This window comes from Methylomonas sp. 2F7, from assembly GCF_057126975.1.
The window spans coordinates 2889653-2905400 of record NZ_CP195203.1; the positions used below are offsets into that span (position 1 = coordinate 2889653).

Consider the following 15748-nt stretch of genomic DNA (forward strand, 5'->3'; position numbering starts at 1 on the left):
CTTATCTTTCCGATTGTTTTTTTGCCACTTTATCGCGCAGATAAACCGGCATGGCTTGCTCGACAGCCACGGTCAAACCATTGGCAAAACCGTAAGCGCCTAATTGCGCGACACAGCCGGCACGCGGCCAGACTTCGACCTCAACTCCCAGCACACGCTCGGCTAAACGTTGGCCCAACTGCTCCGCATAAACGTCCCAGCCGGAACCGACGCCAAAGCCAGCGCGGTCGGGAAATATCACGTCGCCGGCGGGCGTCACGGCTTCTGCGCCGTTTAACTCCGCCAAACCTAATTCGTTACGTTGATACACACCCCAAAAAATTTCGTCCATCCGTGCATCCATCGCCGTAAAACTCAGCTCAGCATCGGCGCGACGATTAAAAAAATCTTGGGCGATTGCCGCCAACGTCGAAACCGGCACCACCGGCAAATCGGCACCATACGCAATGCCCTGCACCACGCCGCCGGCAATTCTGACACCGGTAAACGAACCGGGCCCGCGACTCAAACCGATAGCGTCCAGTTGTTGCGGTTTGAGCTGGGCATCGGCCATCAATTCGTCGATCATCGGTAAAATCAATTTGGTATGTTCGCGAGGCGCGACGGCAAATTTTTCGCTAATCTCGCCATCGATAAACAAAGCCGCCGAACAGGCGTCGGTGGAGGTTTCTACTGCCAATAATTTCAAATCTGTACCTCTGTCAACAAGATGCCGGAAACGCTAACGCTTATTCCGGCCTACGCAATGTTCAATGTGATTCATCCAACGCAAAAAACCGCCGCACATCCTCGATCTCGCGGCTGCGCTTCATCGCCGGCACGCTATCTAAAAACATTTGGCCGTAGGAGCGCTTCAATAATCTGGGGTCGCAGACCATCAGCACACCGCGGTCGTTGACGTCGCGAATCAAGCGGCCCACACCCTGGCGCAACATGATGATGGCGCTGGGGAGTTGATGTTCGAAAAACGGGTTGCGACCCTGCTTTTCCATCGCATTCATGCGTGCTTTCAGCACCGGATCGCCGGGTGAAGCGAACGGCAGTTTATCGATGATGACACAGGACAAGGCATCGCCGCGCACGTCCACGCCCTCCCAGAAACTGGCGGTTGCCAACAATACTGCGTTGCCCAGTTCCTTGAACTGATCCAGCAATACGCCTTTGGACTTGGTACCTTGTACCAGGATGGGATGGTCGAGCTTGCCTTCCAGCAATTGCGCGGCGCGTTGCAAGGCGCGGTGACTGGTAAACAGGAAAAACGCCCGGCCCCGGCTGGCTTCCAGCACCGGCAAGGCAAACTCGACAATTTTGTCGGTAAAGTCCGGATCGCTGGGCTGCGGCAGACCTTTGGGATGGTAAAACAGGGCCTGATTCGGGTAATCGAACGGACTCTCCCAGCTCTGGCTGAGCGCTCCGCTCAAACCCAGATTCTTGGAAAAATGCACGAAATTATTCGCCACACTCAGGGTGGCCGAGGTAAAAATCCACGTAGCTTTATGCCGGGCCATGAAGCCGCGAAATTCCTTGGCAATATCCAGCGGAGTACGGCTGAGGGTAAATGACTTACTGTAGGTTTCGTACCATTTGATCCACTGTCCATCCTTGTCGTTAATCAGCGTTTCCAGTTGCGCGTCTAGCGCTTCGGCGCGATCAAAGCAGGATTCGAGACCTTTGCTGCGCACCGAGGCGCGCTCCAGTTGATCGGTCAGTCGTGCCAGTTGCTTTTGCAAGGATTCCAACGCGCCGGCAATTTTTGGATTGGTTTCGATGTCCTGCCAATCGCCGCGCCGCAATTCCAGACCAAACGCCAAGCGCAAATCCTTCACTTCGTGTTGCAAGTCTTCGCAGGCGGTACGTAAGTCCGGCATATCCTTGGCGTCAGTAAAATATTCGGCCAAGCTGTCGTCGGCCAGATCGACCAACTGCTTGCCGCTGATCGTCACCCCCAAAAAATTGGAGGCGGTATCAGCCAGTTGATGGGCTTCGTCGATGATGACCACTTCGGCATCGGGCAATAATTCGCCGAAACCGGTTTCGCGAATCGACCAGTCGGCGCACAGCAGATGATGATTGACCACGACGATTTCGGCTTCCTGTGCCTGCTTGCGGGCTTTGGTCAGAAAGCAGTCGGCATAATCCGGGCAATTTTGGCCCAAGCAATTGTCGGTGGTCGAAGTCGCGTGAAACCAGACGGGATCGCCGTCGTGCACATCGGCCACTTCCGAAACGTCACCAGCCTTGGTGCGTTTCGACCAAGCCTTGATTTGCGCCAGCGCCGCCGCGTCTTCCTGACTGTAACCGAACGCGGAATTCAGTGCCTGTTCCAATCGATATGTGCACAAATAATTGGCGCGGCCTTTCAACAAACTGGCCTTGAACGGCCGCTTGCTCAAGGCTTTGCGTATCACCGGCAAATCCTTGTTGAACAATTGATCTTGTAGATTTTTGGTACCGGTGGAAACGATGACTTTCTTGCCGGATAGAATCGCGGGAATGAGATAAGCAAAGGTCTTTCCGGTACCGGTCCCAGCCTCGGCAATCAGATTTTGCTGCGACTCGATGGCATAAACAATCTGCTCTGCCATCTCTATTTGCGCGGCGCGCGGCGAGTAGCCGTTGATAATCTCGGCTAAGGCGCCGCCTTCGCCGAAAATATCCGCCAATTTTGCGGCGGCGCTCGACAGCGCCGGCTTGGAACTCTCAGCCACTAGCGACCGAAAAAGCTGTCCGCTTTGGCTTTAGCTTCTCTGGCGCCTTGAGAATTTTGCTGCATTTGCCGCGCTTCGGCGATCAGCAACCAGCTTTTGCGTTTCAGATCGAGGTCGCCACCTGCCAGCAAAGCCGCCTTGCCGGCCAGCTCTTCAGCGAGTTGCGGTTTATTTTGTTTGATTCTGAGCTGCGCCAGTTTATAGGTCAGGGTCGGATTGCGCGAATCGATACGTAAGGCGCGCTCCATCACCACCACCGCCGCATCGAGATCGCCGCTGTTGCGGCTGCGGTCGGACTCGCTAATTAAAGCCACCACCGCCGGCGGCGTGCCGCTGGGGATGCGCGCGTCTTCTATGACAAACCTCGGTGCCGGCGCAGTTGCCGTAGCCGCCGCCGCGGGAGCGGGTGCTGTCAGAGCAGGACTGGCTGGCGCAGGCGGCGGAATATCGGCCGGCGGCATCAACGGCTCGGCGCGAAAGGTCGGCAGATTCGGTTCATCTTTAAAGTTATTGCTAACGCTTTCGATGGGATAGGTCGCGGTATCGGGGGGAGACGCCGGTTTTTTTGCAGTGGCCGCAGGTACTTTGTTTGCCGCCGATTTTTTAGACGGGGCTTTTTTGGCCGGTACACTTCCCGCCACAGGCGGTTCTGAGCCTGGATTACTACACGCCGTTAATATCAGTAACAGAGGGCACAAAATTAACAGAGATTTTTTTTTCATTTACGATTTAAGTAGCCAAGTAAAATTAAAACAGTTCGATTTCATCATCGTCGCTTTGCTGGTTTGCTTGTTGAAACAAGGCTAGCGCTTCATCGACGCTTTTACCCTGATGGATAGCATCAAACATCACTTTTTCAGATTCCATAGTGTACTGGTTACGAATGCTTTCCTGAAACTTATACCATTCGGCAGGATTATATAACCTGTGCGGCGTATCGATGATGATCGACAAGCCTTTTAGATTGTTGGTCACGTGTTGCAAGCATTGCTGCAGGCGATCATAAAACTGGAACGCCACAATCGCCGAATAGATTTTATGCTGGGTCGCCTCGCAATGCGCCAGAGCCTGGTCGCGGCTCTCGCTCTGCTGAAAACCGCTCAGTATCTGATGGATATTTTTCATCTCTTCAACCATACCGGTAAACGAGTCGGCCAAGGCTGAAACCGACTCGTCGCCGGCTTTCATACTGCCTTCAACCTGAGCAACCGAGACGGTCAACAGTTTGATGGTTTCCCTAATCTGGCTCCAATCCAAGTCTGGCTGGCTTGAGGGTGAGAATGTCATAAATAGCTATCCTAAAAATACCGATACAAATTAAGTTGTCGCGACATATGCGCTCTATTGTAACCGACTATACCAAGGCAATGACGACGGCTTAAGTATAGAGAACCTGGAGAGTAGTCGATTATTGGCACAAGGATTTTTAAAAAAGCCGGAATTGACGGTGAGATCGCACTAGTCCTTTGACTCTAAGGCATCAGCACTTATCGGACACAGACCAAGCGATAGCTCGGTTGACGATAACTCCACAGATAGAGTAGAAATACATTCAGCGCAGCACCGGGTTTCTGCTGAAACCGTCTTTCCACGCTTTTTACAAGGATAATATGAATATTCAATCCGCCGGCAAAAAATTGTTCGTGTTGGACACCAACGTACTGATGCACGACCCAACGTCCATCTTTCGCTTTCAAGAACACAATGTTTTCATTCCGATGGTGGTGCTGGAGGAACTGGATCACGCCAAAAAAGGCTTATCCGATGTATCGCGCAACGTCCGCCAAGTCAGCCGATTTTTGGACGAATTAATCCGCGATGCCGATCAGCAAACCATCAATGCCGGCTTGCCGCTTTCGCGCATCGAACATTCACTCAACGGCGAACGCGAATTCGACGGCCGTCTGTATTTTCAAACCCGGCAATTGTCGCATCTGCTACCCGCCGACCTACCCGGGCAAATTGCCGATAATTCCATCCTGAGTATCGTATTGGCCTTGGGTAAGGAATACCCGGATGTGAAGGTAATCCTGGTCTCCAAAGACATCAACATGCGCATCAAAGCAGCCGCGCTACAGATCAGTGCCGAGGATTACCATAATGATCAAACCATTGAAGACATAGACCTGCTCTACACCGGCACAATGGCGCTGGACAGCGACTTTTGGGAGGAACACGGCGGCAAGATGGAATCGTGGCAGGAAAACGACCATACGTACTACCGCGTGAATGGTCCGCTGGTTGCAGAATGGTATCCCAACCAATATCTGTATATGGAAGGCGAAGATAATTTCGAAGCCATTGTGAAAAGCCGTGAAGGCGACACGGCGGTGTTGCAATTGGCCCGCGATTACCGCACTAAGCACAATAGTATCTGGGGCATTTCCGCCAAAAACCGTGAGCAAAATTTTGCGTTGAATGCTCTGCTGGATCCGAACGTGGATTTCGTGACGCTGATCGGTTCGGCCGGCACCGGTAAAACCTTGCTGGCACTGGCAGCCGGCTTGTCTTTGACACTGGAAAGCAAAGCCTATCTGGAAATTATCATGACGCGGGAGACCATGCCGGTTGGCGAAGACATTGGTTTTTTACCCGGCACGGAGGAGGAAAAAATGGCACCGTGGATGGGGGCGTTGATGGACAACCTGGAATTGCTGGGCAGCCGCTCCGGCACGACCGAATGGGAACAAGGCGCGTCGCAAAACGTGATGATGAACCGGGTAAAAATTCGTTCGCTGAACTTTATGCGCGGCCGGACTTTTCTGAATCGCTATTTGATTATCGACGAAGCGCAAAATCTGACGCCTAAACAGATGAAGACTTTGATTACCCGGGCAGGACCGGGTACAAAAATTATCTGCATCGGCAATCTGGCACAAATCGATACGCCGTATCTAACCGCTACCAGCTCCGGTTTGACCTATGTGGTTGATCGTTTCAAATCTTGGCCGAATAGCGCCCATATTACGTTGCGGCGCGGCGAGCGTTCGCGGCTGGCGGATTTTGCATCGGACAATTTGTAAAGCTATCAGACTAATGCTTGACTGATTTCAGCCTTTGGCCACGCCATTAACACCGCTTTAACCAGCGTGGCCAAGGGTATCGCAAAAAACACCCCCCAAAATCCCCACAAGCCGCCAAAAAACAGAATGGCGACGATAATCGCGATAGGGTGCAAATTTACGGCCTCAGAAAACAGCAACGGCACCAATATCACGCCGTCCAGAGCCTGAATCACCGAATAAGCGATAAATACGTACATAAAGTGATCGTTGCCACCCACACCCCACTGAACGTAGGCCACAGCCAACACCGGAAAAGTCACCAATGTCGCGCCGACATAAGGAATCATCACGGACAATCCCATCAGTACCGCAAGCAACATCGCGTAATTCAAGCCCAACAACCAGAAGACTATGTAACTGATCGCCCACAGGATAAACACTTCAAGAAATTTGCCTCTAACGTAATTGGCGATTTGCCTATCCACCTCATGCCAGACCCGCAAGCTGAGACTGGTATCCTTCGGCAGAAACTGCACAAACCAACCTAATAAAACCTGTTTATCCTTCAGAAAGAAAAACACCATCAACGGCACCAAAAACAAATAAATAATCACCGCCACCAATCCTACAAACGATTGAGCAGAGCCGGAGATTAAATCCTGACCATACTTGAGCAAGTCTTGCTGAATGGAAAACATGATTTCCCGAATTCGAACTTCCGAAATGAGTTCGGGATGACGCTCAGGGAAACGCATAATTTCGGCTTGGGTGCTGGAGACAATTTCCGGAATGTGTTGCACCAGTTGCACTGTTTGCTCGGACACTATCGGCACTAGTACGAACAACACAAAGCCCAGCGCAGCCATAAACGCAAAGAACACCAGATGCACGGAAACTAAACGCCCCAATTGGCGCTGTTCGGCTTTAACCACCAGCCCTTCCAATAGATACGCCAACACAATCGCCACGAAGACCGGCATCAGCAAATCCAACAAGCCGTATATCAATAAAAAGCCGCCCAGCAAAACTATGGCTAGGGAGACAACTTGGGAATTGGGTAGAAATCGCTGGAAAAAATTTCTAATGAAATCGGAACTGGAAAAGTCAGTCTGTTGGTTCATGGAGTGTTGGCGGCTACGCAACCCGTTGCCGGTTTGATCGCGCCATTAGATTATATAAAAAAGCGGGATTGCTCAGGACAGTGTAAATAATTTATCAAAATTAGCGATTTCCAAAATTTTTTTTACTTCGGTACGCGAATTTTTAATCCGTATGGCCGACTTATCGCCAGCCATCTTATCTCGTAGAACTAACAGCATCCCAAGGGCAGAACTATCTAAGTATTCAGTGCCGTTCAAATCCACCTCTATCAGTTTTACGCCATTTTCAACCAGCTTGGTTGCTTCGCGAAACTCATTGTGCACACCGAAATCGAACCGGCCGCTTATTTTTATCGACAGCACTCCCCCATCAACGCGTGCCTCAATACCCATATTCTCTAGCCTCACAAATTATCATGTCATTACCATACATTCACGTTAAAACAGGTCCACATCGCCTTCGTCCATGGAAGATTGCGAAACAATATGCGATTTTCTGACTTGCCACTGCTGCTTCATGATTTTCAAACGGTCAGAACCTTGCTGTAATTGATCGCGCCAATTTGCATCGCTACCCGTTTTAAATACACCCAACCCTATGCTTACCTCGTCGGATAGCGAGCCGAAATGCTGTAAATTGAACTGTAAATATTCGATCAATTGCCGAGCCATATCCTCAAATTGCAGCCCTCGCACGGCATTACCGACACTGAACTCAATTTTATTTGTCAATTGGGAAATTTCGCCGACATTGCTGGAGATATTGGCATTAATGACGGCGATATCATCCATCATCTTGTCGATACTGGCCTTGGAACTAATCGCCACGTTCATGTCTTTGGAGGCCATTATTTCAATCATGGTTTGCGCTTCGTGGATATTATCCTTGGAAGCCTTTACCACGCGCTTAATTTCTTCACTGAACTTATCGGAATTTTTCGATAGATTCCGCACTTCTCCCGCAACCACCGCGAAACCTCGACCGGCTTCTCCTGCCCTGGCTGCTTCGATGGCGGCATTCAGCGCCAACAAATTGGTTTGATCGGCAATTTTTTGCACATCGCCCAACAGTTTCTCGACATGAGCCATATGGCCGCCAACGTCATTGATAACCGCAACCATCTCCATGCTCTGCTTACTGATTTGCAGAATATGGTCGATAAAAAACTGCAAGACATTATCGGTTTCCTGGGCAAAACTCGTGAAATTGAGACTACTACGCCCTTTGTCGGTACTTCCTTCCAGATCACTTACCAACGAATATACTATCGATGACTGCCCGGACGTCAAACTAGCCAAGCTATTGAAGCTGTTGGACATCGTGCTCACCGCATCGGCGAGCATGGATTTGAGCTGTTCCAATTCCGCGCGGAAATAGGATGCTTCTTGGTCAATACAATCTTTTAGATGTAATAAATAGTCATCAATCGCACGCACCAATTCGGCTTCGCTTAGCTCCTTGCTATTTGTCGAGGCTGACTCTTGCGCACGTTGAGCACGAAATGCATTGACCATCCACAATATCGTTGCAATTGGGGCCGCTAGCCAATAAACCAGCGCATTGGACGAAAACAAAGGCAATAACAAAACTACCAGCGTGAATAAAACCAGGAGCGCGTTATCTTTTAGGAACTGCAACATATCTTCAATCCACCAGGGCCAGGATTTTTTCCGCTATTTTCCCCAAGGATAACACATGATGCGCGGCCCCCAGTTTGTAGGCTTCGCCAGGCATACCCCAAACTATACTGGATGCTTCATCCTGCACTATATTGATGGCTCCGGCCTCACGCATTTCAAGCATGGCTCTGGCACCATCCGCCCCCATGCCCGTCAACATAACCCCGACCGCATTGCTACCAACATTTTCGGCAACTGATCGAAACAGAACATCCACGGAAGGCTTATGTCTGTTGACAGGCGGACCATCATCAAGGCGACACGCGTAACGAGCGCCATCTCTCACAACCATGAGATGTTGATCACCTGGCGCTATATAGATATTTCCGGGCAATATCAGCTGCCCATCGCTAGCCACGCAGGCAGTCATGTCGGAAGCCTCGTTTACATGTTTGGCAAACGAAGCGCTGAAGGCGAGGGGCAAATGTTGGGTAATGACAATCGCCGGCGCCGTTCTCGGCAGACTTTTTACCAGTTCCTTGACCGCTTCGGTGCCGCCCGTTGAAGAACCCAACGCCACGATTTTATGAGTCGTTTTGAAATGCTTTTTCATCGTACCAATTGCATTCTCATTCACTGAACTAAGGGTAGGGACATCAACCCGATTGGTTTCCAAAGCTTTGACTTTTGCCTGAGCGGCCATCCTGATTTTACCGATAATCTCATCGGCATAGGCTCGTAAGCCATGGGAGACATCGACTTTTGGTTTCGCCACAAAATCAACCGCGCCGAGCGCCAACGCATCAAGGGTCACTTCGGCGCCTTTTTCGGTCAACGTTGAAATCATGACCACCGGCATAGGCCTTAAGCGCATCAAATTACGTAAAAATGTCAGCCCATCCATTCGCGGCATTTCTACGTCCAATGTTAATACGTCGGGATTCAAGGCCTTTATTTTTTCCCTAGCAATAATCGGATCGCTAGCCGTGCCGACTACTTCAATATCGCCTGCCTCATTAAAAATTTGCGTCAGCATTTGGCGAATTAATGCCGAGTCATCAACAATCAATAGCTTAATTTTTGTCATCCTGGTTTCCTAAAATAGCTCTACGCTACCTTCAACCGGTGCGTCCTTGATACTCGAACTATATTGCTTCTCGCGCAGGAAGATAGTTTGGTTGTGTAAATCTTTAATTTTTTTCATTCTGACCCGTCCGGTGTGCGGAAAAAAATTCACCTTACGCGGATAAATATCGCCCAAATCATGAGAAACCAGATTCAACGCTTCAGTATCCACATAATCCAAAACGAATTGAATGTTTCTGGCTCCCACATCACCCAGGGTAGCGATGATTTTGCCGCCGCCGAACAACTTAACTTCCAAGTTTTTACGCTTACCGCCATTTTTCAAAATAGCATTGATCAAATGTTCCATCGCGTAATTGCCATAGCGCGAGGCATTGCCAACGACGGCTTCGTCTCTGTCGTTCAAACGACTTTTACTGGTCTCCGGCAACATGAAATGATTCATCCCCCCGACGCCGGTCACCACATCCCTTATACAAGCTGCCACGCAAGAACCCAGCACGGTAGTAATCATTTCATCCTGTTTGGTGACGTAGTAGTCACCGGGCATCAATTTTGCCGCCACTATTTGATTTTCTTGATCCCAATACCGATTAACATTTTCGAAGCCGGCGATAAGCGATCTTTCCACATGGGGCACATGACTCACTTACTCGACTTCCTGTAGATAGTATTACCTACTAAACTGAATCCGGTATCGAGCTGATGCAAGGATTCTGAATGGCCAATGAACAAATATGAGCCCTCCTCCAATAAGCCGCAGTAACGATTCGCTAACATCGCCTTGGTTTCCCGATCAAAATAAATCAAAACGTTTCGGCAAAAAATAAAATCAAAATACCCTTTCAAGGGCCACTCCTGCATCAAATTCAATTGTTTAAACTCTATCAATTCTTTCAATTCCGGTTTAACTCGCACCTTGTTCGCTTGTCCACCCACACCTTTTTGAAACCAGCGTTTGAGGCGTTGCTCGGCTATTCCTGTCACGCGATCAGCCATGTAAATGCCGGCTGCGGCGGTGGCCAAGACATTCGTATCAAGATCGGTAGCCAGAATATTTACAGTCCAATCAGCCGGGACGCTTTCCTTCAAGGTCATCGCCAAAGAATAAGGCTCCTCACCTGTCGAGCAACCTGCGGACCAAACTTTAATCTGTTTAGTCCCGGCATGTTTTTTAAGCAAACCCGGTACAACCGTCTTGCTTAAATATTCAAAGTGGTGATTTTCGCGAAAAAAAGAAGTGAGGTTAGTGGTGACAGCATTAATAAATTCAGTAAACTCAGTATCCGGGTTGTGTTTCAAATAGTGACAATACTGTTTGAAGCTGGTGAAGCCCAGCATGCGGACCCGTTTCGACAATCTCGAATAAAACATGTCAAATTTATCGTCCGGCACCAAGATTCCGGAATATTGGTTGGATATTTTCCTTAGAACATCAAAATCTGCTTGGGTATATTCAAACTCGCGCGCTTTTTCTTTCATTTTGTATATTCGGGTAGTGCCCCATCAAAAGAAGCCGGATGCCGCCTGATCAACTTCCAGCATTTCGGCAATCCCCAACAACTCCGATGCTTCAATAAATTTATCGGAAGGAAAATCGATAGAAATGGATTTCTGCAAGCCAATTGCGGTTTGCTTTAAAATCAATAACAGTTGCAAAGTCGCAGTATCTATCATCGTCACACCGGAAGCATCGATATCGATAGCCTCAAAATTGCTGAGCATCTGCGTCAGGCGTTGGTGGAGAACCGCCACATTTTGAATATTCAGTACCGGTTCCAATACCAAAACTGCTCTCTCACCTTCGGACGTAGATAGCTCAGAAACATCGGCCGGCGCTTGACTCAGATCCATCTCAAGGTTTGACGACACCTCTGTCGGGCTCGCAAGTTCTGTCCAACTATCCGCTGCTGATTCGGCAACTTCGGCTTTTTGTGAGTCTTGCTTGAAATCTGATCGATGCATCCAAGCCAAAGGATCGTAACCGATCAAACTATCTTCATCTTGTTCCGCCATTACATCATTCTCCCTTCCAAAAAATCTTTAGCAAGTGCCGTAAAATCTCGTGCGGAACGGCAGCCGGGGCGATATTCAAAAATGGTTTTACCGAAACTGGGGCACTCGGCAAGTAAGGCAGTTTCCCGAATGGTGGTCGCCAAAATTTGCCCTGGGAAGTATTTTTGTATGACACTCAACACCTCCTTTGAAATACGTCTGGTCGGAATATACCTGGACATGACCAGAGAAAATTTATAGGGCCTTTTCAAAGCGCTTTCGAATTTCTTGATGGTTCCCACCAAATGCGACAAGCCTTGTAATGCTAGATAATCACTGGTCATCGGCACCAATATTTCATCGGCGGCAAACAAGGCATTGGCTACCAATACCCCGGAAGAAGGGGGACAATCGATAAAGATAAAATCTTCATCGCGATTGCCATCAAGCAAAGCGCTGCGGAGGAGATCGCCGCGTCTGGCCCCACCATCCGTCAATTGCTCAATTTCCTGCAATCTAGGGCCGGCAACCACCAAATTCAGATTCTTTCTAACCGGAATTAATTGCTCCGCGAGACTTACTCCTTCCAACAAAACCTTATCAATCCCACTCTTTTGCGGATCTACCGAACCTAGCGAAACGGCCAAATGACTCTGTGGGTCAAAGTCTATCACCGTAATTTTCTTACCCAGTTTAGCCAGCGCGTGAGTCAAATTGACCGAAGTTGTGGTTTTTCCTACCCCGCCTTTCTGATTAAGGACCGCTACAATCCTCGCGCTCATTTACCCTCTGACATAGCAGCAAGCCCGGCAATATCGACAAACTCCTCCGGATTTAAAAGCTTATCGACATCCAATAACATCACCATATTTTTCTTGCCGACGAACATGCCGCGCATATATTGAGTATTGATTCTCGAACCCAAATTCGGCGCTTCTTTTATATCGGACAGCTTAATATCCAACACATCCGATACCGCATCGGCGACGATACCCATCACCGAAGCACCCGAAGCAGTATTGACACTCATCACAATAACGACCGTCACCGGCGTATATTCAACTTTTTGCATCTGAAAACGTTCGCGCAGATCGACAATCGGCACAATGGAACCGCGTAAATTCAACGCACCTTTAACAAAATCAGGCGTATTGGGAATTTTTCTAATCGGCTCCCAGCCTCTGATTTCTTGGACTTTCAAAATTTCGATGCCATATGCTTCGCCTTCTAACTCGAAAGTTAGAAATTGCTCAACGTGCTGATTGGATTCTAAATCGGCTGTCATGGCGGCTATTCCCTATCTAATGGTTTGGTCAATCAAGCAACTCCGCTAAAAATCCTGCCATTCGTCGTCGGCTTGCGAGGTTTGCTTAAAACTACTCGGCTGACGAACCGGTTGCGATGGTGCCGCTCTATTGGCCTCTGCACGAACGACGCTGGAACTATCGGCATGATGAACAACTTTTTGCTGCCCGGATTTTTTTTCTGTTTTGAAAAACGCCAACATTTCGACCATATTCGTCGACAAGTCGCTCATTGAAACACTGGCGGCGGATGCTTCTTCGGCTAAGGCCGCGTTTTGTTGGGTAATTTCGTCCATTTGCGCTACTGCCTGATTCACCTGGCCTATTCCCGCAGATTGCTCGACACTTGCGTCGGCAATCTGCGCGACAATATCCCCTACCTTTTGCACACCAGCCACAATTTCGTTCAAAGCTTTACCTGTTTCGTTCACAAACTCGGTGCCAGCTCTGACTTTTTGCACACTGGTTTGAATAAGCTCTTTACTCTCCCGGGCCGCAGTGGCACTGCGTTGTGCCAGATTTCTCACCTCTGTGGCCACGACTGAAAAGCCCCTACCTTGCTCGCCTGCTCTAGCTGCTTCCACTGACGCATTCAAGGCCAACAAATTGGTTTGGAAGGCAATTTCATCAATCACGCTAATGATATCGGCAATCTTATTACTGCTCTCGTTGATTTCCTGCATGGCGGAAACGGCCGCCTTGACGACATTCCCACCTTTTTCAGCCAACTCTCTGGCGTTATTAGCTACTGCATTGGCTTGCTGGGCATTATCGGCATTATTTTTCACAGTGCTGGTCAGTTCCTCCATGCTGGCGGCAGTTTCCTGCAAATTCGCGGCCTGTTGTTCGGCGCGTTGCGACAAATTGTTGTTACCGCTGGCAATTTCTTGGGATGAGTTATTAATAAAATGGGCGGACTCGCTAACTTGACCGAAAATCTCGTTCAGTTTATCGATAGTGGTATTAATATCGTTCTTACAGTTTAAATATACGCCTTGGTAATCACTGGTGATTCGATTGGTCAAATCCCCGGAGGCCATACTTTGCATGGTACTGCCAACATCTCTAAAGACGTTTTCGATCACATCGGTTAGTTCGTTGATGCCTTCGCTAAGCGTTTCGAAAAAGCCTTGTTTATCGGCCATCTCGATCCGGCTGGACAATTCACCGGCCTTGACCGCCTCCACTATGCTGGCAATTTCCTGCTCGATTTTTACTTCATGCGTTCTATCCAACCATTCGACCACGATGCCGATACGCTCGTTTTCGTCGTTATTAACCGGATTGGCAACAATATTCATGTGTCGACCACCAATCACTAACGCCGAACTAAACGTGCTGGATAGATTTGCCAAAAGGCCGCGTTGGTGGCTGGGTTTTTTATGGAATTGATCGATATTCGCGCCCATCAGCTTGCTGGCATTGAAGTCAGGCAATTGTTTACGAATGTCCGCTTCGGCATTTTGAAACATTTCCGCCACGGTCTTATTCATATAAATGATGTCTAAATCATTGTTAGCCACCATGACACAGGACTGCACATTGTCGAGCGCTTGTTTAATCCGCATCGCTTCTGATGCTACTTGTTTGGAATATGCCAAATCAGAATTCAATTTAACCTGCATGCCGTATAAAGCCCGATAGAAATCGCCGATCTCATCACCACGGTCCAAATCTATCGTATTCCGGAATTGCTCATCCGCCATGCGATAGGAAATACTAATCGACTTCTCTAAAGCCTTGACCACATTACGAATCACCGAGTATCCCAATATTGAGGCAAATCCCGCCAAGCCCAAAAACAGGAACATCTCCGGGTACTTTTGTTCCATGTAATGGTCGTAAATGGAATTGATTGTCGGCAACAAAAAGATCAGGTAGATAATCCCGACTTTTTTCCACAGGCCCAATTCCAATAATTTCTTGATTACCGCACTAATTCCCTTGGGCCTTATTGTGGCTTTATTGGCATTCAGTTTTTCATATAAGGATTCTGCCTGCTGAATTTGCTCCCGGGATGGCGCGTAACGAACCGACAGGTATTCCTGTACTTTGCCATTCTTGAACACCGGTGTAACGTTTGCCTCTACCCAGTAATAATCTCCGGTCTTGGTCCTATTTTTAACGGGTGCGGTCCAAGGGCGTCCAGCCTTCAAACAAGTCCATAAATCTTCAAATGCTGCCGGCGGCATGTCAGGATGGCGAACCATATTATGATTAGCCCCCACAAGCTCATCCTTGCTAAAGCCGCTGATTTCGATAAAAGCGTCGTTTGCATAGGTAATAATGCCTTTCAAATTGGTGCGCGTGACCAAAATGGTGCCTGGCTTCATTAAGACTTCGCGATCGGTCACAGGGTGATTGAGTTTCATTGCATATCCTCCGTTACAACCCAGCCATAAACAGCTCTTTTTTCAACTTTCATCTTCACCATCCAGGCCATCAAGTTTTAATAATTTATCTACATCCAACAGCATCACCATTCGGCCGTTTACTGAAACCAGGCCATTGATAAATTCAGTACTGACTTTTGCACCAAAATTCGGCGCGCTTTGGATACTTTTTTTATTCACATCGACAACATCTGAAACAGAATCCACCACAACCCCGATGATCCTGGTTTTATCGGCCATACGCGCTTGCAAAACCACAACTACCGTCAGAGGCGAATAGTCACTGTGTCCCAGTTGAAAGCGCTCACGTAAGTCGATGATAGGCACAATCGCGCCGCGAAGATTGACTACGCCTTTTTCATAAGCAGGCACATTAGGAATTCGCGATACCGGTTCCCAACTGCGAATTTCCTGAACTCTTAGAATATCTACACCATATTCTTCCTGGCCCAAGGTAAAGCTTAAAAACTGCAAACTAGTGTCCAACCGCTTTGCATCTTGCTGGTCTGTAATGCTGTGTTCGATTATTTCCGACAT

The 15748-nt window shown here is 48.7% G+C and carries 16 protein-coding genes; 1 reads left to right on the forward strand and 15 read right to left on the reverse strand.

Translation table 11 applies throughout. The features are described from left to right. Position 1: 1 nt before the first annotated feature. The 4 genes from tsaB to ACR64Q_RS12820 all read right to left on the reverse strand — a co-directional run bounded on the left by tsaB (position 2) and on the right by ACR64Q_RS12820 (position 3995). Complete coding sequence (tsaB, locus tag ACR64Q_RS12805; RefSeq protein ID WP_313732262.1) at positions 2-688, reverse strand: tRNA (adenosine(37)-N6)-threonylcarbamoyltransferase complex dimerization subunit type 1 TsaB; 687 nt, start codon at positions 686-688, stop codon at positions 2-4. A gap of 61 nt (positions 689-749) precedes the next feature. Beyond that, positions 750-2708, reverse strand: coding sequence for a DNA repair helicase YoaA (gene yoaA / locus ACR64Q_RS12810; RefSeq protein ID WP_313732261.1), 1959 nt, complete (start codon positions 2706-2708; stop codon positions 750-752). Next, the gene (locus ACR64Q_RS12815; RefSeq protein ID WP_313732260.1) at positions 2708-3349 is read right to left on the reverse strand and encodes a tetratricopeptide repeat protein; all 642 of its coding nucleotides are present in this window, start codon (positions 3347-3349) and stop codon (positions 2708-2710) included. Before ACR64Q_RS12815 ends, yoaA begins: the two co-directional genes overlap by 1 nt. Positions 3350-3455: 106 nt before the next feature. Beyond that, positions 3456-3995: a hypothetical protein gene (locus tag ACR64Q_RS12820; protein ID WP_313732258.1), complete on the reverse strand. Its 540-nt coding sequence runs from the start codon at positions 3993-3995 to the stop codon at positions 3456-3458. 323 nt (positions 3996-4318) lie between these two features. Here ACR64Q_RS12820 and ACR64Q_RS12825 point away from each other — a divergent pair, with 323 nt between their 5' ends. After that, positions 4319-5731, forward strand: a complete 1413-nt coding sequence (locus ACR64Q_RS12825; protein WP_026601226.1) for a PhoH family protein — start codon at positions 4319-4321, stop codon at positions 5729-5731. Positions 5732-5736: 5 nt separating this feature from the next. Here ACR64Q_RS12825 and ACR64Q_RS12830 read toward each other — a convergent pair whose 3' ends face one another. The 11 genes from ACR64Q_RS12830 to ACR64Q_RS12880 all read right to left on the reverse strand — a co-directional run bounded on the left by ACR64Q_RS12830 (position 5737) and on the right by ACR64Q_RS12880 (position 15748). Further along, the gene (locus ACR64Q_RS12830) at positions 5737-6834 is read right to left on the reverse strand and encodes an AI-2E family transporter (RefSeq protein WP_020482350.1); all 1098 of its coding nucleotides are present in this window, start codon (positions 6832-6834) and stop codon (positions 5737-5739) included. 72 nt (positions 6835-6906) lie between these two features. Next, the gene (locus tag ACR64Q_RS12835) at positions 6907-7206 is read right to left on the reverse strand and encodes an STAS domain-containing protein (RefSeq protein ID WP_026601227.1); all 300 of its coding nucleotides are present in this window, start codon (positions 7204-7206) and stop codon (positions 6907-6909) included. 45 nt (positions 7207-7251) lie between these two features. Next, positions 7252-8454 carry a methyl-accepting chemotaxis protein gene (locus ACR64Q_RS12840; protein ID WP_020482352.1) on the reverse strand — a complete coding sequence of 401 codons (1203 nt, stop codon included), beginning with the start codon at positions 8452-8454 and terminating at the stop codon, positions 7252-7254. Positions 8455-8458: 4 nt separating this feature from the next. After that, positions 8459-9520, reverse strand: coding sequence for a protein-glutamate methylesterase/protein-glutamine glutaminase (locus ACR64Q_RS12845; RefSeq protein WP_020482353.1), 1062 nt, complete (start codon positions 9518-9520; stop codon positions 8459-8461). A 9-nt stretch (positions 9521-9529) separates the two neighbouring features. Further along, a complete protein-coding gene (gene cheD / locus ACR64Q_RS12850) occupies positions 9530-10168 on the reverse strand; it encodes a chemoreceptor glutamine deamidase CheD (RefSeq protein WP_020482354.1) in 639 nt (212 codons plus the stop codon). Then, complete coding sequence (locus ACR64Q_RS12855) at positions 10165-11001, reverse strand: CheR family methyltransferase (protein ID WP_026601228.1); 837 nt, start codon at positions 10999-11001, stop codon at positions 10165-10167. Before ACR64Q_RS12855 ends, cheD begins: the two co-directional genes overlap by 4 nt. A 24-nt stretch (positions 11002-11025) precedes the next feature. After that, the gene (locus ACR64Q_RS12860) at positions 11026-11535 is read right to left on the reverse strand and encodes an STAS domain-containing protein (protein ID WP_313732257.1); all 510 of its coding nucleotides are present in this window, start codon (positions 11533-11535) and stop codon (positions 11026-11028) included. Next, the gene (locus ACR64Q_RS12865) at positions 11535-12296 is read right to left on the reverse strand and encodes a ParA family protein (RefSeq protein ID WP_020482357.1); all 762 of its coding nucleotides are present in this window, start codon (positions 12294-12296) and stop codon (positions 11535-11537) included. The genes ACR64Q_RS12860 and ACR64Q_RS12865 overlap by 1 nt, the downstream gene beginning before the upstream one ends. Beyond that, the gene (locus ACR64Q_RS12870; RefSeq protein WP_020482358.1) at positions 12293-12799 is read right to left on the reverse strand and encodes a chemotaxis protein CheW; all 507 of its coding nucleotides are present in this window, start codon (positions 12797-12799) and stop codon (positions 12293-12295) included. Before ACR64Q_RS12870 ends, ACR64Q_RS12865 begins: the two co-directional genes overlap by 4 nt. 45 nt (positions 12800-12844) lie before the next feature. After that, positions 12845-15190 carry a methyl-accepting chemotaxis protein gene (locus ACR64Q_RS12875; protein ID WP_313732256.1) on the reverse strand — a complete coding sequence of 782 codons (2346 nt, stop codon included), beginning with the start codon at positions 15188-15190 and terminating at the stop codon, positions 12845-12847. 42 nt (positions 15191-15232) lie between these two features. Continuing rightward, the gene (locus ACR64Q_RS12880; protein WP_020482360.1) at positions 15233-15748 is read right to left on the reverse strand and encodes a chemotaxis protein CheW; all 516 of its coding nucleotides are present in this window, start codon (positions 15746-15748) and stop codon (positions 15233-15235) included.